Source organism: Algibacter agarivorans (assembly GCF_039543245.1).
Lineage (GTDB): Bacteria > Bacteroidota > Bacteroidia > Flavobacteriales > Flavobacteriaceae > Algibacter_G > Algibacter_G agarivorans.
Window position 1 is genome coordinate 40763 of record NZ_BAABJJ010000035.1, and the last position, 18812, is coordinate 59574.

Annotated in this window: 23 protein-coding genes; 9 read left to right on the plus strand and 14 right to left on the minus strand. The window is 32.4% G+C overall.

Features of this window, described 5'->3' with window-relative positions; translation table 11 throughout:
- Positions 1–3: 3 nt before the first annotated feature.
- From ABD935_RS12160 to ABD935_RS12170, 3 genes are all read right to left on the minus strand, one after another.
- Complete coding sequence (locus ABD935_RS12160; protein WP_345192357.1) at positions 4–609, minus strand: GNAT family N-acetyltransferase; 606 nt, start codon at positions 607–609, stop codon at positions 4–6.
- 6 nt (positions 610–615) lie between these two features.
- Positions 616–1923: an MGH1-like glycoside hydrolase domain-containing protein gene (locus tag ABD935_RS12165; protein ID WP_345192358.1), complete on the minus strand. Its 1308-nt coding sequence runs from the start codon at positions 1921–1923 to the stop codon at positions 616–618.
- Between the two features lie 113 nt (positions 1924–2036).
- Positions 2037–4712 carry a TonB-dependent receptor domain-containing protein gene (locus ABD935_RS12170; protein WP_345192359.1) on the minus strand — a complete coding sequence of 892 codons (2676 nt, stop codon included), beginning with the start codon at positions 4710–4712 and terminating at the stop codon, positions 2037–2039.
- Positions 4713–4851: 139 nt separating this feature from the next.
- Between ABD935_RS12170 and ABD935_RS12175 the strand changes: the two genes are divergently transcribed.
- The 4 genes from ABD935_RS12175 to ABD935_RS12190 all read left to right on the plus strand — a co-directional run bounded on the left by ABD935_RS12175 (position 4852) and on the right by ABD935_RS12190 (position 8381).
- Entirely contained in the window at positions 4852–5874 is a 1023-nt protein-coding gene (locus ABD935_RS12175; protein ID WP_345192360.1) for a LacI family DNA-binding transcriptional regulator, read from the plus strand.
- Positions 5875–5925: 51 nt separating this feature from the next.
- Entirely contained in the window at positions 5926–6723 is a 798-nt protein-coding gene (locus tag ABD935_RS12180; RefSeq protein ID WP_345192361.1) for an undecaprenyl-diphosphate phosphatase, read from the plus strand.
- 1 nt (position 6724) lies between these two features.
- Positions 6725–7444: a tRNA pseudouridine(55) synthase TruB gene (gene truB / locus ABD935_RS12185; protein ID WP_345192363.1), complete on the plus strand. Its 720-nt coding sequence runs from the start codon at positions 6725–6727 to the stop codon at positions 7442–7444.
- Between the two features lie 223 nt (positions 7445–7667).
- Positions 7668–8381 carry a hypothetical protein gene (locus ABD935_RS12190; RefSeq protein ID WP_345192364.1) on the plus strand — a complete coding sequence of 238 codons (714 nt, stop codon included), beginning with the start codon at positions 7668–7670 and terminating at the stop codon, positions 8379–8381.
- Here the strand turns inward: ABD935_RS12190 and ABD935_RS12195 are convergent.
- Positions 8368–8985, minus strand: a complete 618-nt coding sequence (locus ABD935_RS12195; RefSeq protein ID WP_345192365.1) for a thioredoxin family protein — start codon at positions 8983–8985, stop codon at positions 8368–8370. The two genes, ABD935_RS12190 and ABD935_RS12195, sit on opposite strands and share 14 nt — an antisense overlap.
- A gap of 139 nt (positions 8986–9124) precedes the next feature.
- Here ABD935_RS12195 and ABD935_RS12200 point away from each other — a divergent pair, with 139 nt between their 5' ends.
- Positions 9125–9688, plus strand: a complete 564-nt coding sequence (locus ABD935_RS12200) for a DNA-3-methyladenine glycosylase I (RefSeq protein ID WP_345192366.1) — start codon at positions 9125–9127, stop codon at positions 9686–9688.
- Here ABD935_RS12200 and ppk2 (ABD935_RS12205) read toward each other — a convergent pair.
- The 6 genes from ppk2 (ABD935_RS12205) to ABD935_RS12230 all read right to left on the minus strand — a co-directional run bounded on the left by ppk2 (ABD935_RS12205) (position 9685) and on the right by ABD935_RS12230 (position 14231).
- On the minus strand, positions 9685–10509 hold the full coding sequence (gene ppk2 / locus ABD935_RS12205) for a polyphosphate kinase 2 (protein WP_345192367.1): 825 nt from the start codon (positions 10507–10509) through the stop codon (positions 9685–9687). The two genes, ABD935_RS12200 and ppk2 (ABD935_RS12205), sit on opposite strands and share 4 nt — an antisense overlap.
- 9 nt (positions 10510–10518) lie before the next feature.
- The gene (gene ppk2, locus ABD935_RS12210; RefSeq protein WP_345192369.1) at positions 10519–11367 is read right to left on the minus strand and encodes a polyphosphate kinase 2; all 849 of its coding nucleotides are present in this window, start codon (positions 11365–11367) and stop codon (positions 10519–10521) included.
- Positions 11368–11543: 176 nt separating this feature from the next.
- The gene (locus tag ABD935_RS12215) at positions 11544–11996 is read right to left on the minus strand and encodes a hypothetical protein (protein ID WP_345192371.1); all 453 of its coding nucleotides are present in this window, start codon (positions 11994–11996) and stop codon (positions 11544–11546) included.
- A 245-nt stretch (positions 11997–12241) separates the two neighbouring features.
- Entirely contained in the window at positions 12242–12880 is a 639-nt protein-coding gene (locus tag ABD935_RS12220; RefSeq protein ID WP_345192373.1) for a hypothetical protein, read from the minus strand.
- Positions 12864–13358, minus strand: a complete 495-nt coding sequence (locus ABD935_RS12225) for an RNA polymerase sigma factor (protein ID WP_345192374.1) — start codon at positions 13356–13358, stop codon at positions 12864–12866. Before ABD935_RS12225 ends, ABD935_RS12220 begins: the two co-directional genes overlap by 17 nt.
- 339 nt (positions 13359–13697) lie before the next feature.
- Positions 13698–14231, minus strand: coding sequence for a cation transporter (locus tag ABD935_RS12230; protein ID WP_345192376.1), 534 nt, complete (start codon positions 14229–14231; stop codon positions 13698–13700).
- A 271-nt stretch (positions 14232–14502) separates the two neighbouring features.
- Between ABD935_RS12230 and ABD935_RS12235 the strand changes: the two genes are divergently transcribed.
- The 3 genes from ABD935_RS12235 (at position 14503) to rpmA (ending at position 15832) form a co-directional block, all read left to right on the plus strand.
- The gene (locus ABD935_RS12235; RefSeq protein ID WP_345192378.1) at positions 14503–14952 is read left to right on the plus strand and encodes a DUF4199 domain-containing protein; all 450 of its coding nucleotides are present in this window, start codon (positions 14503–14505) and stop codon (positions 14950–14952) included.
- An 81-nt stretch (positions 14953–15033) separates the two neighbouring features.
- Positions 15034–15546, plus strand: coding sequence for a 50S ribosomal protein L21 (gene rplU, locus ABD935_RS12240; protein ID WP_345192379.1), 513 nt, complete (start codon positions 15034–15036; stop codon positions 15544–15546).
- A 25-nt stretch (positions 15547–15571) separates the two neighbouring features.
- The gene (gene rpmA / locus ABD935_RS12245; protein WP_345192380.1) at positions 15572–15832 is read left to right on the plus strand and encodes a 50S ribosomal protein L27; all 261 of its coding nucleotides are present in this window, start codon (positions 15572–15574) and stop codon (positions 15830–15832) included.
- A gap of 159 nt (positions 15833–15991) precedes the next feature.
- Here the strand turns inward: rpmA and ABD935_RS12250 are convergent, their stop codons facing one another.
- Complete coding sequence (locus ABD935_RS12250) at positions 15992–16201, minus strand: hypothetical protein (protein WP_345192382.1); 210 nt, start codon at positions 16199–16201, stop codon at positions 15992–15994.
- Between the two features lie 111 nt (positions 16202–16312).
- Complete coding sequence (locus ABD935_RS12255) at positions 16313–16462, minus strand: hypothetical protein (RefSeq protein WP_345192383.1); 150 nt, start codon at positions 16460–16462, stop codon at positions 16313–16315.
- A 93-nt stretch (positions 16463–16555) separates the two neighbouring features.
- Here ABD935_RS12255 and ABD935_RS12260 point away from each other — a divergent pair, with 93 nt between their 5' ends.
- Positions 16556–16828 carry a hypothetical protein gene (locus ABD935_RS12260; RefSeq protein ID WP_345192384.1) on the plus strand — a complete coding sequence of 91 codons (273 nt, stop codon included), beginning with the start codon at positions 16556–16558 and terminating at the stop codon, positions 16826–16828.
- A gap of 28 nt (positions 16829–16856) precedes the next feature.
- On the opposite strand, the gene ABD935_RS12265 is transcribed toward ABD935_RS12260, so the two are convergent.
- Positions 16857–17327 carry a very short patch repair endonuclease gene (locus tag ABD935_RS12265; protein ID WP_345192385.1) on the minus strand — a complete coding sequence of 157 codons (471 nt, stop codon included), beginning with the start codon at positions 17325–17327 and terminating at the stop codon, positions 16857–16859.
- A 118-nt stretch (positions 17328–17445) separates the two neighbouring features.
- Entirely contained in the window at positions 17446–18762 is a 1317-nt protein-coding gene (ahcY, locus tag ABD935_RS12270) for an adenosylhomocysteinase (RefSeq protein ID WP_345192386.1), read from the minus strand.
- Positions 18763–18812: the final 50 nt, after the last annotated feature.

Sequence of the window (18812 nt, forward strand, 5' to 3'; positions counted from 1 at the left end):
GTTTTAGTGTTTAGTTAGTTTGTGTTTTAATTCTGTTTTCGCTGTTTCAAGCCATTCATCTTTTAGAATGCTCAATAAAATAATATCTGCTCTCCCGTTACCATTAATAGCAGGAATAAAGTTTCGTAATACGCCTTCTTCACTACAACCCACACTTTTCATAGCGGCTATGCTTATTTTATTTTCGGCATGAGCTCCAAAACCTACACGTTCTAATTCTAACGTTTCAAATGCAAATTGAAATAGTAACCATTTACAATGTTTATTTAATCCTGTACCGCGAAAATCCTTTCCGTACCATGTATGTCCTAGTTTAATAGTTTTTAATTCATATGAATAATCATAAAATCTTGTTGTTCCGGCATACTGCTTTTTAATTTTATCAAAAACTACAAAAGGATATTCTTTATGATGCTTTCTATTATGAACAGTTAATGAAATATAATGAGTTAAGTTTTCTAAACCGTTTCCTTTTTCAAGAAAATAGGTCCATAGATTTGGTTCTTTTGAAATATCTAATAAACGCTCAACATGTTCTATCTTAAGAGGCATTAGTTTCACATAATCATCCTCTAAAACATAATCTTGTGAGAAATCTAATTGCGACACTTATATCTAACTTTCAAGTAAATCAATTAATAGAGCAGCACTCCAAGAAAAATTATTACCACCATAACCTGCTTTTCCATTTTGGTGCATTTCTTTTCTTGAATCAAAATATTCGTAAAATCCATTCTTTTCAAGAATTTCAATGGTATCTTGTTTTACTCGTTCTGCAATTTCGGTATAACCATAAGTTTTTAATCCATTATACAACATCCAGTTTAAATTTACCCAAACTGGCCCTCTCCAATATTTTTTAGGATTGAAGCGTTCGCTAGTAGGATCAAAAGAAGCACATAAATATTGATGGTCTCCACCAAACTTATCCATCATGACTTTCACTAGAGATTCTGCTCTTTCTTTGTTTGGAATGCCAGCATATAATGGTGAAAATGATGATGACGATAAATACCGAAGTGGTCTTTCATTTCTTAAATCATAATGTACATACGCTCCAAGTTCTTCATCAAACAATTTGCTATTAAATGACTGAATACTCTTTTCTTGCCACTTTTTTAATTGGCTTACTTTTTCAGTATTCCCTAACTTTTCATATAAATTGATTAAACTCTGATTAGATTTAATCAACATGGAATTAAACAGTGGATCTTGTACTAAAAATGGCGATAGTTCAGCTATTTTTTCGTCACTATAATTATGTTCTTTTGCAATATCAATGATATACAAATAATGGTCGTATTCTCTTTTTGATGGTCTTTCGGAAGCATCAACGTGCGTCGTGTCTCGCCTTTCAAAAGTGTACTCTGGAGGATTCATAGTATCCCAAATATCATCCCAAATAGGAGAATTATCTGTGCCAGATTCCCAATTATGATATATATAAACAAGTCCTTCGTTTTGAGGGTCTCTGTTTTTATAGAAATACTCATGATTAAAGTAAACCTTATCAATAGTCTTTTCTATAAACTTCAAAGTTGAATCTTTGTCTTTGCTAATGCGGTATATTTCTTCTAACACAAAACCTGTTACTGGAGGCTGTGTCATGCCTGTTGATTTGTATTTTTTTGATGATTGGGGATGTAAATCAGATAGATGAAAATCTGGACCTGGAAAATATGTATCGGTGTCAGTATGAAAAATAATATGTGGAATAAAACCATTACCCCATTGTGCATCCAACAACGTTTCAATTTCTCTTTCGGCCTTTACCATATCAAAATGAGCAAACCCGATAGCAATTAAACCTGAATCCCAAAACCATTGGAATGGATACAAATTAGCACAAGGTATACTAAAACCAACTTCATCTTTCCAATTACTATCTAGAACTTTTATTGCTCGGTTTTTTAATTCTTTCATAATATTTTTCGATTTTAAAAAAACTCACCACCAACGACTTAGCATCGTCAGTGATGAGTTATCAAACTAAACTCAAACTAAACTTATACTAAATTTAAACTTATATCAGTATATTAAAAACTAAATGTTGCTGTTAAGAAAAACCTACGTGGTAAAATAGGTCTTCCAAAGAAAAACTCTGCATCACCAGCTTGATTTACATTTCTTGGATCTCCTTCAGTAACCCCTTCATCATTAAATAAATTGAATACCGAGAATCCTAATCTTAAAGTATCATCGCTATCTTCATTATCTCCCATTTTGAACATATATCCTGCTCCAATACGTGCAATAGAAATAGCATCTAATTCTACTGTATTGTTATCGGCAGCAAACTTGCTTCCTGTATGATTGATAGAGAATAAAGCATCAAATTGATTATCATCGTAGTGTAATCCAATGCTTCCTAAGAAATTAGGTTGTCTTGCTAATTCATTCCCTTCATTAGTAGTTGAAGATGTATTATTAGTTAAATCTGTAGAAACATTTTTTGAAATCTCATGATCTTGGTAAGTAGCTGTTCCTCTTAAGCTAAGGTTATCGGCTAAACTATAATCAAAAGAAGCCTCTAAGCCAATAGTTCTCGTGCTTTGTTCTGATCTTGTTAAATCAACTAATGTACCACTTACAAATCCTTGATCTATTTTAATTCTGTCGCTTAAACCTACATAATACGCAGCTACAGATCCTTTTAATTTCGCAGTTCCTAATTTTGCTCCAACTTCAAATTGAGTAATTTTTTCTGAATCATATTTACTTCCTGTAACACCAGAAGCTATAGGAGTAAATCCTCTAATCTGTGGAAAAAAGAAACCTCTAGAAAAGTTAGCATATAAATTAACGGGATCACTTAGTTTGTATAAACCAGCTAAAGACACTGCCCAATCTGTTGCACTAACATTTGCTCTTGTAAAACTACCATCAGCAAAATTAACATTTGCTAATTCTGGAGTTAAAGTAGCATCATCATATACTTGACTTTCTACAATATTTCCATTACTAAAAGTTCCTTCAGTATTTTCTATTCTAAAACCAACATCAAAACGCCATTTATCAAAAACCATCTCATCTGTTAAATAAAACGCCGTTTTATTTTGAGATAAAAACTTGTTTGAAGTCATACCAATTCTGTTATAAAGACCACCCGTAGAAAACGTAACATCATTTCCACCAGCATCTACATAACTTAAGTTTACTAATTGAGGATTATTGTTAAACTCAGATAATACTCTATATTGATAGTTAACATCTTCAGCTTCTGTACGTGCTAAATAAACACCTCCTGTAATGTTGTGTGTTCCATTTGTTACTTCTAAAGTTTTAGTTAAAGATGCCTCTCCAGAGTAATCTGTCATTGGACGCAATCTATCTACATGTAAATTATCTACAACTAAATCAGATCCGTTAATTGTAGTTGATGTACCTTGATACTGAGCGGTAAATCCTAAGTTGCCAGGTGCAACATTACCAACATAATCGTTTAAAGTAATAGGATTATTATTGTCTCCATTACCTCCTACATACAAGGCAAAATTGTGCTTATAATTTGCATACTTAACTTTCGATTTAAATTTTAAATCATCAGCGAAATCATAGTTAAAATCAGCCATTAAGTATCCACCTTGAGTGAAAACACCATCTTCAATCGGGCTTTCGTAAACACCTCCTGCTGTTAGAAATGATGTATTGGCTAATTCTCCAGACAATAATTGAGATACATCCTCACCATCGTTACCGGCAATTCTTTTTCTGTTTCCATCTAAAGGAAGCGGTAAGAAAAACTGTGCTTTATCATTAATAAACTGACCATGAACTGTAAATGATCCGTTTTCAAATTTCTTTTTGATATTAGCTCTAAACTGAACACCCTTTGTTGGTAATCCTGTTTCAATTGGACCATCATCTTTTCTAACAAATCCAGTAAATGCATAATAAGTATTAGAATCTTCTCCTCCTAGTTTACCACCAGTATAAAAGTCTGTTTTTAAACGACCTTTATCTGCCCATTCTAGATTGATAATGTTTTCGTCATTTGAATCTCCTGTTTTACTTGTATAGTTTATTATACCGGCAACAGATCCTGCCCCATATAAAACGGCGGCACCACCACGAACAAACTCTACACCCTTAAAGCCTATATCTGGTCTCGCATAAACATCATGCGCAGATGAATTTAAACCAAACGTACTCATTAATGGCATACCATCATATTGTAATGGGTTAAATACATATTGACCACCAGAAGGCAAACCTCTTACAAAAACGTTTGTAGCTGTTTCACCACCACCACCTTCTGCAGTAATACCGGGGATACTTCTAATAATATCAGCTTGACTATTTGCTGAAAGTTTGGTTATTTCTCTCTGCTTTATTGAACTGATTGACATTGGCGTTTCCTTTTGCGACCTAAAAGTAGCAGAAGCTGTTAATACAACTTCATCTAAAGCGTTTCCTCCTTCTTGCAAAACAAAGTTTAAATTAATTGGGCTACCTTCAAGAGTGACAACTTTTTCTTGTGATTCATATCCTAAGTAGGATATCTTAACCGTTTGTGTACCTTCTAGACTACTAGAGAAACTATAGTTTCCGTCAAAATCTGATGTTGCACCTGATGAGCTACCTACAATAAGCAAGTTTGCTCCTGTAATTGGCACACCTGCTTTGTCTTTAACAGTTCCTGATATATCCGTTTGCGAAAACGTTGCAGAAATGCTAAACACACATAATAATGTAAAAATAATTTTTTTCATGATATTTAGAATTAGTTAATATTTTGCCAAATTTATAAGCAGATACCTAATAAAAGTTCTAAAAAAATATGATATTTTTACGCAACCGTTTGCGGGAACGTTTGTTTTTTACATTTGCATTAAAAATAGATCACTTAAAATGAAAAAAGAAGTAGTTACTCTAAAAAAATTAGCACAAATACTTGATTTATCAACCTCAACAGTTTCAAGAGCCCTCAATGATCATCCAGACATTAGTGAAGCTACGATAAAAAAAGTTAAGAATCTTGCTCAATCCATGAACTATGTTCCAAATATTTTTGCTAAGGGCTTTAGAAAGCACAAAACAAATATTATTGGTGTTGTTGTACCTAACATTACGCACTACTTTACAACTACCATCGTAAGGGGTATTTTGGAAGAAGCGGCAATAAGAGGATATAGGGTTATTATTTCAGAATCTAACAATGATGTAACAAAACAAACTGAAATGCTTAATACCATGATACAATTTGGAGTAGATGGTATTTTAGCTTCTTTAACAAAAATGACTCGAGATATTGATTCTGTTTTACAAACATTAAACACATCTCCTTTAATTTTATTTGATAAGGTATCCAATAAAATTCCCTGTACACAAATAACAATTAACGATGAAGAAGCGGCTTTTAATGCAATAGAACATTTAATAAATATTGGTAAAAAAAGAATTGCCATTATTAAAGAAAGAGAATTTTCATATAACTCTGAAAAAAGATATGCGGGATATTTAAAAGCTTTAAAAGAGCATAATATTGAAGTTGATGAAAAAATAATTATTAGTGTTGATGATATTTCTTTACAACAAGGCAAAAGAATGACTAACCTATTACTTAGTTTTAAAAAAAGGCCTGACGCTATATTTACAATAACCGATAGTGCCGCTGTTGGTGTGATTCAAACACTAAGAAAATTTAACATAAAAATACCAGATGAAATTGCTGTGGTTGGTTTTAGTAATTCAAGACTCTCTACTGTTATAGAACCAAATCTTACAACCATAGACCAACCTGGTGAAATCATAGGAAAAACAGCTATTAAATATTTGATAGAAGAAATTGAAAGTACTTCTGAAACTATTGCCACTAAAATGATAGAAATAAAAGGAAGTCTTATAATTAGAGATTCTACATTTAAAGTCTAAAATTTCTGTTTTAATTATATATTACTACCTCAATTTTAATATTTTTGCGCCATGGAAATAATAGACGCGATTATCCTTGGTATTATACAAGGTCTTACCGAATTTTTACCTGTTTCATCTAGTGGTCATTTAGAATTAGGAAAAGCCATTCTAGGTGATAGCTCAGTACCCGAAGAAAGTTTATTATTCACTGTAGTTTTACATTTTGCAACAGCTTTAAGCACCATGGTTGTTTTTAGAAAAGATATTTTGGATCTTATAAAAGGGGCGTTAAAATTTAAATGGAATGACGATTTACAGTTTATTTCTAAAATTGCGATTTCTATGATTCCAGCAGTAATCGTTGGGTTGTTTTTTGAAGAACAATTAGAAGCCCTTTTTGGTGGTAACATCTTATTAGTAGGTTGTATGCTTATTGTTACGGCCATTTTATTGTTTCTGGCAGATAGAGCCAAAAATACCGAAAAAAAAGTGTCCTTTAAAAATGCCTTTGTTATTGGTGTTTCTCAGGCCATTGCCATGATTCCTGGAATTTCACGTTCTGGTGCAACTATTTCTACTTCGGTTTTGTTAGGAAACGATAAAACCAAAGCAGCTCGTTTTTCATTTTTAATGGTTGTACCCTTAATTTTCGGAAAAATAGCCAAAGATATTGTGAGTGGTGATTTAACTTATGACAGTGGAAATTTTACGTCGCTTTCTATCGGTTTTGTAGCTGCTTTTGTAGCTGGGCTTTTTGCTTGCACTTGGATGATTGCTTTAGTTAAAAAGAGCAAACTTACATACTTTGCCATTTACTGTGTTATTGTAGGATTGATAGCCATTGGTTTTGCCTTATTAAATAACTAATATGCTGACTAAAGACGATTATCTTTCCGGTCAAGTTTTACTTATAGATAAACCTCTTAAATGGACCTCTTTTCAGGTTGTAAACAAATTACGTTGGGAAATTCGTCAAGCTTTCAATATTAAAAAAATAAAAGTTGGTCATGCGGGTACATTAGACCCTCTAGCAACAGGCTTGTTAGTTATTTGTACTGGAAAAATGACCAAGCAGATTGACACCTTTCAAGGTCAGGTAAAAGAATATACGGGCACTATAGTTTTAGGAAGCACAACACCTTCTTTTGATTTGGAAACTGAAATAAATGAAATCTTTCCAACAGAGCATATATCAGAAGATTTAATTCATAAAACTACAGCACAGTTTATTGGTGAGATTCAACAATTTCCGCCTGTGTTCTCAGCGTTAAAAAAAGATGGAAAACGTTTATATGAATATGCTAGAGCTGGTGAAGCTGTTGAAATTAAAGCAAGAACGGTAAATATTTCAGAATTTGAAATCACAAATATTGATACTTCGACTGGGCTCAGTACAGGCTCAATAAATCTTGGTTTTAGAGTAGTCTGTAGCAAAGGTACTTACATTCGTTCTTTGGCTAATGATTTTGGTAAAGCATTAAACTCTGGTGCACATTTATCAAACCTAAGACGCACCAAGATTGGAGATTTTAATGTAAACAATGCATCTACAATTGAAAGCTTCATAAATATTCTGACTTCGGAATAATTGTTGATGCACTACTTGCTTCAAAAGTTTTTCTTAATGAAGTCAATAAATAATGCCTTTATACTCTTTTTCAATTGGCATTCATTTCACAAGAAAACGCTTCGGCTACAAAGCCTCAGAAGGATTGTCCAGTATGTCCGTTTTCGTCGAATTTGTGCTATTCTAAACCTTTTTTGTTCTTTTTGCGTATCTTTAATAAACCTTAAATCTAAAAAATATCGATTTGAACCTAACAAATCAACATAAAGCCTTGCTAATAACACTTCTAATTTCTGGAACTGTTGTCTTGTCTATTTTTAATTTAAGCTTGAAAAAACAGAGCGAATTCATGACTGAAAGTTACTATGAAATTGAACCTGAAAAAGAGCTTGCCGAAGAAGATATTAAAATACTTGAAGCTTTAGATAAACTCAATAATACAAAGGCTGAAACCAATGAAGCTTTTAATGAAACTCAAGAAGTGAAACACTTTGCCCAAGCTTATAAAACTATTGCGCCTCCTGAAGATTATGTACCTAAATCTAGTCATATTTCTGAAAGTCAAACAAGAACCAGTAAAACTTATGAAATTCCTGAAGAGTCAAAATTAAATCAAGAGGAATTATCAAAATTCAGTAAAGTCAATGATTTGCTTAAGCAACAACAATCTCAGGGAAATAACTCTAAAAGTTCCATCAGGTTTTCATTAACCAATAGAACCAAAATTTACATCCCCATTCCTGTATACCTTTGCGAGGTAGATGGTAAAATAGTAGTAAATATAACTGTTAATTCTAATGGTAGTGTAATAGATGCTTACGTAAACACCTCTTCAACATCGAGCAACGCGTGTTTAATTGAACATGCAATTGAGTATGCTGAGCAGTCGCAATTTAGTAATGATGCTTCAAAAGAAACTCAAATAGGGACCATTACATTTTACTTTATTGGCAAATAACAGGCTCTAATTTGCAAAGTATTTCAGTAACATCATTAATCACATTTTGTCCTTTGTCTTTGTTGTACCAATGCTGTAAATCTTCTTTAAATTCGGGTGTAAGCATACCGTATTTCGCCTTAAATCGCTTTACGTAATTTGCGGCTTCACTTGGTCTAGGGCCATAAGTGTTTAAAACATTTCCTGTTTCATTGTCAACTATAATTACTTTAGGTATTGCTTTATTTCCATTTGTCAAAAAAGCATCCATAAGCTCGGGGTTTTCGTCACGTAGCACCAATCTTAAGTTTATATTGGTGTTCAACTCTGCTATTTTATTAAGTACTGGTATTACATGGGCAGCATCACCACACCAACTCTCCGCGATAACTAACCATGATATATTTAGATTAAAATTTGAAATCCTTTGTTGAGTGGCTTCAGATACTTTTATGGTTTTGTCCCAACGCTTCATGCGTTTATCATTAAGCTTTGTGTAATTTGCTAAATCCTCTGTTTTTTCTAATCCAGTATTAGAATTCGCCTCAGTCAACTGGTTTACTAAGTCTCTATAGTCTTGATAAGAGATACTACGTTCAATACTTTTTTTTATAATGGGATTCATAATATTTATTTTTTGGAACAAAATCTTCTGGGACAAAATTAACACCTCAAGATTTTAATTAAGATGATATTTGTCATACTTTTACTTTAAACCTTACAGGTTCCCATAATGGCGTTATTTAATAGTCCTTATATAGAAAATGAAAAAATACAGATGCGGTTGGTGCGAAGGTGATGATTTATATGAAGCTTACCATGATAATGAGTGGGGTGTGCCTGTTTATGACGATGCTACCTTATTTGAATTTTTAATTTTAGAAACCTTTCAAGCGGGTTTAAGTTGGATAACCGTGTTGCGCAAACGTGAAAACTTTAGAAAAGCATTTGATAATTTCGATTATAAAAAAATAGCCAATTACAACAAAGGTAAAATTGATGAACTACTTCTAGATGCTGGGATCATCAGAAATAAACTCAAAATAAAAGCCACGATTACTAACGCCCAATCTTTTATAAAAATTCAAAAAGAATTTGGCAGTTTTAGTAAATATATTTGGGGTTTTGTTGATGGAAAGCCTATAAAAAATGAATGCATAAGTATGCAAGATGTTCCTGCTACAACAGCCATTAGTGATGTTTTAAGTAAAGACTTAAAAAAACGAGGCTTTAAGTTTGTAGGCCCAACTGTTGTTTATGCACACATGCAAGCTACTGGCATGGTGAACGACCATGTAAAGGGTTGTTTTAGATATGATGAGGTTTAACCGATTTCTTTTTCTATAATTTCAACATGCTCTATAACGGCTTCATCTTTTGGAAGGTAGGGCATCACATTTAAAAGATGCTCAATGGCTTCTATTCTTGCTTTCGTTTTTTTGTTTGCTTTAATTATTACCCAAGGTGCTATTTTAGTATGTGTTTTTTTAAACATTTTCTTTTTATATTCCGTATAATCATCCCATAGCTCCAAGGCTTTTTGGTCTACGGGGCTGTATTTCCACTTTTTTAAAGGACTCCTTTTTATGTCTTCAAAACGTTGTTCTTGTTCATCTTTTGAAATAGAGAAATAAAATTTTACCAATCTAATTCCCGATTCGGTTATCATACGCTCAAACTGATTAACTTGATTCATAAAAACGGCATACTGCTCATTTGAACAAAATCCATTAACAGGTTCTACAATAGCTCTATTGTACCAGCTTCTATCAAAAAAAACAATCTCTCCTTTCCTAGGTAATTTATTTATATACCTTTGGAAATACCATTGTCCCTTTTCTTCAATAGTAGGCTTAGGAAGTGCTACTACTTTAAATTCCCTAGGGTTTAAATGCTCTGTAATTCTTCTAATAGCACCACTTTTACCAGCTGCATCTCTACCTTCAAAAATAATCACAATTTTTTCATGATGCTCTTCAACCCAATTCTGTAGCTTAATTAATTCTTCTTGTAAAGATTTTAACCGCGATTCATAATTCAAGTTTCTTAAAACTTTTGAAACAGAAATCGTATCATCTAATAAAAACTGAATGATCCCTTTTTTAGAGTTTAATTTTTTTAAGTCTTTTACTGTTATATTATTATCCATAGTATAGTCTTAGTCAATTTGTTTAACAAGTCTGTGATAACGTTGTGCTATATTTGGGTCTGGGAATAATTCTATACCAGAGTTGCCTTTGTTTTCATATTTAAATTTAGACAATACATAGCGCATACTTTCTAAACGAGCTTCTTTCTTTATGTTAGTTTTTATAATAATCCATGGACTAAATGTAGTGTGTGTTTTACTAAACATTTGCTCTTTGTAATAAGTATAATCATCCCAACGTTTTTGCCCTTCTTGATCTACTGGACTAAATTTCCAACGCTTTAATGGGCTTTGTAATCTTGAATTAAACCGACGTACTTGCTCTTCTTTAGAAATAGAAAACCAAAATTTTATCAAATCAACACCATCTTCATAAAGCATGTGTTCAAACTCTGGAACCTGTACCATGAATTTGTCATACTCTTCCTCGTTACAGAATCCCATAACGGGTTCTACAACAGCACGATTGTACCAGCTTCTGTCAAAAAAAACAATTTCACCTGGATTTGGCATTTCTTTAATGTATCGTCTAAAATACCATTGCCCTTTTTCAACATCTGTAGGTTTTGTTAAAGCTACAACCCGCATAGACCGCGGATTTAAATGTTCGATAAAACGTCGTATTGCACTTCCTTTTCCTGCGGCATCTCTGCCTTCGAAAATAACACATACCCTTTTTTTATGTTTAGCAACCCATTGTTGAAGGTCTACTAATTCTGCCTGAAGCATTTTTAACTCTTTTTCATAAGCAAGAGTATTAAGCGTGTCCTTAAACTGCTCTTCAGGTTGTTTTGTTTTAAGAAGATTGATAAACCCTTCTTTCGTTTTAAGTTCTTTAAAATCTTGTATTGTTAGCATATTTTATGATTAATAAACTAATATCACGTTTTTTTAAATCAAAAAATATGACGTTTGTCAGGTAAAAGAGATTAAAGTTAAAAGAAAATCAACTTTTGTAAAGGCAACTATGTAAGCACATAGTATGGTGTATGATTATGGAATATATTGCTTTAGGTATTTGGAAGTTTGAAATTCTAATTGATTTTTGTTCGCAATACTCTATTTTGTTTTTCAGCTTCCAGATCCTTAGCTCTACCAATAACAAGACCAATTAACATCCCTAAAGCAAGACCTATTGAGTTGCCAGATGCTCCAAGACTAGTTCCGAAAGCAACTCCAAAACACATGCCCAAACTCATTCCTATAGCTGTATAATAGCCTTCTGAAATTAAAGAGAACTCCTTTTTTAAATAGGTTTTAAAGGCATTAAGTTTTTTGCTAAAATATTTTCTTTTGTTTTCGGGGTTCGATTTTAAATTCAATATTTCAATTTCATTTTCTATCGACAACAATTGGTTTTCACTTAAACCCCTGCTTTTTAAATTTGATAAAATGGAAATAAAGCTTCTGTAAATCTTTATTTCTCTCTTTTTGTCGGTCTCTTTTAATTGCTTTTCAAAAAAACCTAATGCTTCAATTATGTTCATAATATTAATCTTTATCTAATACCAAAAGAGCATCAAAACAACTGATTAAATTCGTTCCTATTTCCCTTAAATTTCAATATAAAATATAACCGTAACTATGGCTATGCTCGTATTTTCTATTTTATCTAAAGAAAATATAATTCAAATTTATTATCAATCATTTTGAAATTCATTTGGTATAAATTAGTGTTCGAAATCAAAAAATATTACACTCATCAAAGATTTATTTTTTTATCCATTCAAAACTAAGCTCTTAAATCTTCCATATCGGCAATAAGCTCATCTAGTTTTTTTAAAATGCGTCCGTAAACTATTTTTAAATCCCATTTATAAATGCGTCCTCCAAATATGGCTAATACTACTACGATTGCTATCATAGTAAGTACCCAAAATACAGGTATGCCGTATAATACATAAGGTTGATAACCTCCTAATATTCTATTTAAAGTTTCCCTAAAATGACTTGAAAACCCAAAACCAGAAACCATAGCAATAAAAATATATGGGTAAATATATTTTGACATTTTATAATTAACTGCAATTTGAGCCTTCATCCAAGTATCGAAAGACTTAAGATATTGATAACTGCTCACGTTTTTGTCAATGTCATTTAAACCTTTCAATAACCTTTTATTTACAATAACAATAACATTAAAAAGAATGAACATAAGCACTCCCATAACAGGAATTTTTACAAAAAAAGAAGCTATCAAAATAAAAAAAGAAAATACAACCAGTGCGTTTAGGTTTATTTTAAACATTCTTTTGAATTTGTCTATAATATGAATAGACTTTTGATTGTAAAGGTTATTCAACTTTGGCGCTACCATAGCATCGTTTTCTAAAAAGCCTTGTTTCCAAATTGATTCAATTGATTTTTCCATCTAGTAATTTTTTTAATCGTTCTTTAATTCTATTGACACGAACACCTATATTGTTTGGTGTTGTGCCAATTATTTCCGCAATTTCTTTGTTTGGCTTTTCTTCCAGATAAAGTAAAATAACCGCTCTATCAATTTCTGATAGTTGTTTGATGGCTACATATAGGAGGTTAAGAGATTCATCAGAAAATGTACAATCATCTTCTATAGCTTCACTTTCAACCATATAATCGGAATTATAGTGCTGACGATTTCTTTTCTTTTTCTTGATTAATGTCAAACATATATTTAATGATAGCCGGTATATCCATGTAGACCATTTAGCATCGCCACGGAACTTATCTCGACTTCTCCAAATTTGCAAACAGACTTCTTGATAATAATCTTCGAAATCTTCTTGCGAATCGGTATATGCCCTACAAATCTTTATAATTATTCCAGAATAGGGTAAAATTGATGATATATAAAAATCGTTACTCAAACATTGTTTTTCATGGTTAGTGGTAGAAGTTAAAGATTATTACATCCTTTTAAATATTTTTTTTGAATTTTTAATTTTGATGCTACAAAAACTCTAAAAAGTTTATATAATAGGAATAGTCAGCTCCCAAACTTTCTAAATGATTGGCGACTCAAGGACACATTAAAATCGCAAACCAGTTTGGAGTGTAATTGGAAGTTTTTAATACAAAATTTAAGCACAACTTGTTTGTGAAGACTTGAGTGATTTTGAGGATTTAAAATAGCGCAGTAATTGCCCTAAAATTATTTTAGCACAAGTAAATTCAGAATGGCTCTGCTTTGTATGTTTTTTTATGGATTAAGCTTCTTTTTTAGCGCAACAAGCTTTCTTGCAATCTGCTTTACAAGTTGTTTTTTCGCCAGCTTTACAGCACTCTTTTTCACAACCAGGTTCACAAGTTTTTTTGTCTTTGTTTGCACAGCACGCTTTAGTGCAATCTGCAGCACATGCTTTTTTTGTAGAAAAATCATCTACGGTTTTCATATCGCTTACTTTGTAGATATCTGCAACTTTAGTTACGGTTTCTTCAAGTAGAGTAGGTGTAACTTTAGCTTCATTGTATTCAACCATGGCAAGCCTTTTGTCAAAATCTACAGTAGCAGATTTAACACCTTCCATTTTAGAAATCTTTTTTTGAATAGTTGCAGCACAACCAATAGCACACGTCATGCCATCAATAGTGAATTCTGCTTTAGCGTAGGTTGCATTTGGGTCTAGTTCTTTTACCGTTTCAGTTTCAACAGTTTTAACTTCAGGCTTAACTTCATTTTTACAACTAAAAGCAAAAGCTGTAATTAATACAAGTGCAAAAATATGTTTTATGGTTTTCATTGAAAAGATGTTTTAAAGGTTATAGTACAAAGCTACTAAATAAAGTGGTTTAGTAGCTTAAAAAGGAAAATTTTATGATTCTTATAACATGAAACATTCATAGCTAAAAGTTTAATACTCACGCAAAATCATCATAAAGGATACTATATGTTGCGACTAAAAAACAAACACAATCACTTGAAATAACATGCGGATTTTTTTAAAAAAAGGCTAATAATTATTTTTATTCAGGATTTTTTACGAAATTTAAGAGAATTAATCCCGTATAGTTATGAAAAAATTATCGCTTCCCATTCGTTTTGGCTTAGTTACTAGTGCTGTTTTAATAGCTTATTTTTTGGTTCTAGCAATGGTTGATAAACATACAAATCCAGCATTTAGTTTTGTTAACGCTATTATCACAGGTTTTGGAATTTACGAAGCTATACGTCTAAGTAAGTTTGAAAACTCAGATAATTTCTCTTACGGCGAAGGTTTTAAAACAGGAATCATTGCGGGTTTTGTTGCAACTATAGTGTTTACCATCTTCTTTTTGTTTTATGCAACAGAAATAAATAGTGAATTTATACCAGAATTACTTCAAAAAATAAAAGGAGGCTTTAATGCAGATGTGGGCATGGTAACCTTTGTGGTTGCTGTTATGGGTTTAGCAACAACAGTAGTTTCTGCGCTAACAGTGATGCAACTTTTTAAAAAGACCGGAAATATTCCTCAAAATTAATAATAACGTTTGTAGATTAATTAATTAGCAGTATATTTGCACTCATTTTTGAACAAAATTAATTAATAAAAACGTTACGCTATGTACGCAATTGTAGAGATAGCAGGGCATCAATTTAAAGTTGAAAAAGACCAAAGAGTTTTTGTTAACCGTTTACAAACTGAAGAAGGTAAGAAAGTTTCTTTCGATAATGTACTTCTTTTAGGTGATGGTGACAAAGTAACTGTAGGCGCCCCGGCTATAGATGGAGCACAAGTAAGTGCAAAAGTCTTAAAGCACCTTAAAGGTGATAAAGTAATAGTCTTCAAGAAGAAAAGACGTAAAGGTTACCGTGTAAAAAACGGACACAGACAATCTTTAACTGAAATTGTAATTGAAAGTATTGCTGCTTCTGGAGCTAAAAAAGCTGCTCCGAAAAAAGAAGTTAAAAAAGCAGAACCAAAAGTGGAAGCGAAAGCTGCTGCTCCTAAAGCTGAAGCAACTCAAGATTTAAGCAAATTAACAGTTGCTGAATTGAAAGACATGGCAAAAGCTAAAGGTATTGAAGGAATTTCTTCAATGAAGAAAGCTGATTTAATTGCTGCTTTAAGTTAATTTTAAAAACTAAAATCGAAATAAAATGGCACATAAAAAAGGAGTCGGAAGTTCGAAAAATGGTAGAGAATCAGAATCGAAACGCTTAGGTGTTAAGATATTTGGTGGTCAAGCTGCCATTGCTGGAAACATTATCGTAAGACAAAGAGGAAATACACATCACCCAGGTGAAAATGTATATTCTTCAAAAGATCACACATTACACGCATATGTTGATGGCGTTGTAAAATTCACAAAGAAAAAAGATAACAAATCGTATGTTTCTATTGAGCCTTTTGAGGCTTAGGGAATACTTTTCTTTAAAAAAACTTAAGAGCCCTTTCTGTTTACAGAGAGGGCTTTTTGTTTGAAAAATAATTCCTCGAGGATTTGTCTCGAGGTTTCCGTTGAAATTGTCATTCCCGTAAAATCGGGAATCTAAATAAAGAATTTTAGAAATTCTTTATTACTTCAAAATATCATTTACAATTTTTAAATGATGTTTAGTGTGAATTTCTAAAAAGCGAAGCGTTTGTTGTTTTGCTAGCATACCAAAAACGTGGTGTTTAAAATGCGATGTTTTTGGTAATGGTTTAACTGCTTTAATATGATAATGTTCTTCTCGTAATTGATTGAATAAGTCTTCTTTTAAAATAACATCTGGTGGCAATACCACTTTCGGTGCTCTTGCTTTCCCTCTTGGGATGTAGCATAGCGTGAATAATACTGTTCGTATAGCATTAAATTCTTTTTTATATTTATTGGGATCTGTTTTTATTAAGATGCCTCAAACGTCATTTATAACTTTTAAAGTGTGGTCTAGTTGCCAGCCTATATCAGATTTCGAAACAGAAGGGTTTATTTGCTTTTTAAAAGGAATATGTTCTTCAACTTGTGCTAGTAGATTGTTTAAAATAACGATGCGTTTATTCCTCATTGGGAAAATTTATTCCAAAAGATATTAAATAAATGCTTAACTTTATAGTATTGCATTCGCAATTGCAATTTGTTTCACTTAAAATTAATGCTTATGCTACCGTTCAGGTCAGAAATTAGAAACTCTCCGAGTCACCAAACCATTAAGATTTTTTTAGCGGATGAATCTTTAGATTCAAGAATAAAAAAACATTTAGAGCATTTTAATGAAATAGAAGAGATAGAAATAAGGCAAAGTATTGGTCAAAATAGAGCAAACGAGAATATTACTATTTTTTTAAAAGAAGGTGCTGATATTACTAAGATGAAAGCGTCTATTGATTCTAGCTTATGGTGGTATTTTGAAGAGGATATGGTTGATGAGTAATTGAAAAACCTAGAGTGTTAATATATACTCATTGGTTTTCACCTGTATAAATGTAGATCATCACATCATTTATACATTTGTTGAGCTCTTTTTTTATTTCCCGTTCCCAAAACCTAAAAACAGTATAACCTAAATTTTTCAATTCCAAGTTAACCTCGCTATCGCGTTGCATATTACGTTCTATTTTAGGAATCCAAAAACCGCGATTAGACTTTAGTTTGCTTTTTCTTTCTTGCCAATTGTAACCATGCCAAAACTCACCATCAATAAAAATGGCTAACTTATATTTTTGAATGGATACATCTGGTTTCCCAGGAAGTTTTTTAGAATTAACACGATATCTCACACCTTTGGTCCACAAAGCTTTTCTGAATAAGAGTTCGGGTTTAGTGTTTTTACCTCGAATTCGGCTCATTATTTTTGAGCGTTTCTTGGTCGTATAAAAACCAGATGCCTCATTAAATCGGGGGACTTTTATTTTAGGTTTTTCGTAAGTCATCGTAATTTAAAAATACGAAAAATCTAACTAATTTTTTTGAGACCTCTATAAAATAAAAAAATCCCAAACAGAAATGTTTGGGATTTATATTTTATGAGATTCCTTTTTTCAAAGGAAGTTAGTATCTATAGTGCTCAGGCTTATAAGGCCCATCAACAGTTACACCAATATAACTTGCTTGCTCTTCGCGAAGTTCTGTTAGCTCCACACCAATTTTTGCTAAGTGTAATTTTGCCACTTTTTCATCTAAAGCTTTTGGTAACATGTACACATCGTTTTCGTAGGCATCTGCGTTAGTCCAAAGCTCTATTTGCGCTAAAGTTTGATTTGTAAATGAGTTACTCATTACAAAACTCGGGTGGCCTGTAGCACAACCTAAGTTTACTAAACGTCCTTCGGCAAGAATGATAATATCTTTTCCATCAATGGTGTATTTGTCAACTTGAGGTTTAATAGTGTTTTTGGTATGTCCGTGGTTTTTATTCAACCAAGCCATATCAATTTCATTGTCAAAATGCCCAATATTACAAACAATAGCTTTGTCTTTTAAAGCTTCAAAATGACGACTTTGAACGATATCTTTATTTCCTGTTGTAGTAATTACAATATCTGTATTGCCAATTACAGTTTCCAGTTTTTTAACTTCAAAACCATCCATAGCTGCTTGAAGTGCACAAATAGGGTCAATTTCTGTAACTGTTACAATACTTCCTGCGCCTTTAAACGAAGCCGCGGTACCTTTACCAACATCACCATAACCACAAACGGTTACACGTTTTCCTGCTAGCATAAGGTCTGTGGCACGACGAATTGCATCTACTGCACTTTCTTTACAACCGTATTTGTTATCGAATTTCGATTTTGTAACCGAATCATTAACGTTAATAGCCGGCATTGGTAATGTTCCGTTTTTTACACGTTCATAAAGTCTGTGAACACCTGTTGTGGTTTCTTCAGATAAACCTTTAATTCCTCCAGCTAATTCTGGGTATTTATCTAAAACCATATTGGTTAAATCGCCACCATCATCAAGAATCATGTTCAGGGGTTTTCTGTCTTCACCAAAAAATAAGGTTTGCTCAATACACCAATCAAATTCTTCTTCAGTCATATCTTTCCATGCATAAACCGAAGTTCCAGCAGCGGCAATAGCAGCAGCAGCTTGGTCTTGTGTTGAAAATATGTTGCAAGAACTCCAAGTTACTTCTGCACCTAAAGCTTGTAAAGTTTCAATTAAAACCGCTGTTTGAATGGTCATGTGTAAACATCCAGCAATTCTTGCCCCTTTAAGTGGTTGCGAATTTCCGTATTCTTCACGTAAACTCATTAAACCGGGCATTTCAGCTTCAGCTAACTCTATTTCTTTTCGTCCCCAATCAGCAAGAGAGGCATCTTTTACTTTACTAGCTACGTAAGGAATTGTTTTTGTACTCATAGTAATTTTCTTTTTTTTTAAATGCTAAGCTTCATTGCGAATCGTACTTA

What these genes read in the sequence shown, in the direction of transcription:
- ABD935_RS12165 (WP_345192358.1), bottom strand. Translation starts at nt 1,923, where the DNA reads ATGAAAGAATTAAAAAACCGAGCAATAAAAGTTCTAGATAGTAATTGG.
- ABD935_RS12170 (WP_345192359.1), bottom strand. Translation starts at nt 4,712, where the DNA reads ATGAAAAAAATTATTTTTACATTATTATGTGTGTTTAGCATTTCTGCA.
- ABD935_RS12175 (WP_345192360.1), top strand. Translation starts at nt 4,852, where the DNA reads ATGAAAAAAGAAGTAGTTACTCTAAAAAAATTAGCACAAATACTTGAT.
- ABD935_RS12180 (WP_345192361.1), top strand. Translation starts at nt 5,926, where the DNA reads ATGGAAATAATAGACGCGATTATCCTTGGTATTATACAAGGTCTTACC.
- truB (WP_345192363.1), top strand. Translation starts at nt 6,725, where the DNA reads ATGCTGACTAAAGACGATTATCTTTCCGGTCAAGTTTTACTTATAGAT.
- ABD935_RS12195 (WP_345192365.1), bottom strand. Translation starts at nt 8,985, where the DNA reads ATGAATCCCATTATAAAAAAAAGTATTGAACGTAGTATCTCTTATCAA.
- ABD935_RS12200 (WP_345192366.1), top strand. Translation starts at nt 9,125, where the DNA reads ATGAAAAAATACAGATGCGGTTGGTGCGAAGGTGATGATTTATATGAA.
- ppk2 (WP_345192367.1), bottom strand. Translation starts at nt 10,509, where the DNA reads ATGGATAATAATATAACAGTAAAAGACTTAAAAAAATTAAACTCTAAA.
- ppk2 (WP_345192369.1), bottom strand. Translation starts at nt 11,367, where the DNA reads ATGCTAACAATACAAGATTTTAAAGAACTTAAAACGAAAGAAGGGTTT.
- ABD935_RS12215 (WP_345192371.1), bottom strand. Translation starts at nt 11,996, where the DNA reads ATGAACATAATTGAAGCATTAGGTTTTTTTGAAAAGCAATTAAAAGAG.
- ABD935_RS12220 (WP_345192373.1), bottom strand. Translation starts at nt 12,880, where the DNA reads ATGGAAAAATCAATTGAATCAATTTGGAAACAAGGCTTTTTAGAAAAC.
- ABD935_RS12230 (WP_345192376.1), bottom strand. Translation starts at nt 14,231, where the DNA reads ATGAAAACCATAAAACATATTTTTGCACTTGTATTAATTACAGCTTTT.
- ABD935_RS12235 (WP_345192378.1), top strand. Translation starts at nt 14,503, where the DNA reads ATGAAAAAATTATCGCTTCCCATTCGTTTTGGCTTAGTTACTAGTGCT.
- rplU (WP_345192379.1), top strand. Translation starts at nt 15,034, where the DNA reads ATGTACGCAATTGTAGAGATAGCAGGGCATCAATTTAAAGTTGAAAAA.
- rpmA (WP_345192380.1), top strand. Translation starts at nt 15,572, where the DNA reads ATGGCACATAAAAAAGGAGTCGGAAGTTCGAAAAATGGTAGAGAATCA.
- ABD935_RS12255 (WP_345192383.1), bottom strand. Translation starts at nt 16,462, where the DNA reads ATGAGGAATAAACGCATCGTTATTTTAAACAATCTACTAGCACAAGTT.
- ABD935_RS12260 (WP_345192384.1), top strand. Translation starts at nt 16,556, where the DNA reads ATGCTACCGTTCAGGTCAGAAATTAGAAACTCTCCGAGTCACCAAACC.
- ABD935_RS12265 (WP_345192385.1), bottom strand. Translation starts at nt 17,327, where the DNA reads ATGACTTACGAAAAACCTAAAATAAAAGTCCCCCGATTTAATGAGGCA.
- ahcY (WP_345192386.1), bottom strand. Translation starts at nt 18,762, where the DNA reads ATGAGTACAAAAACAATTCCTTACGTAGCTAGTAAAGTAAAAGATGCC.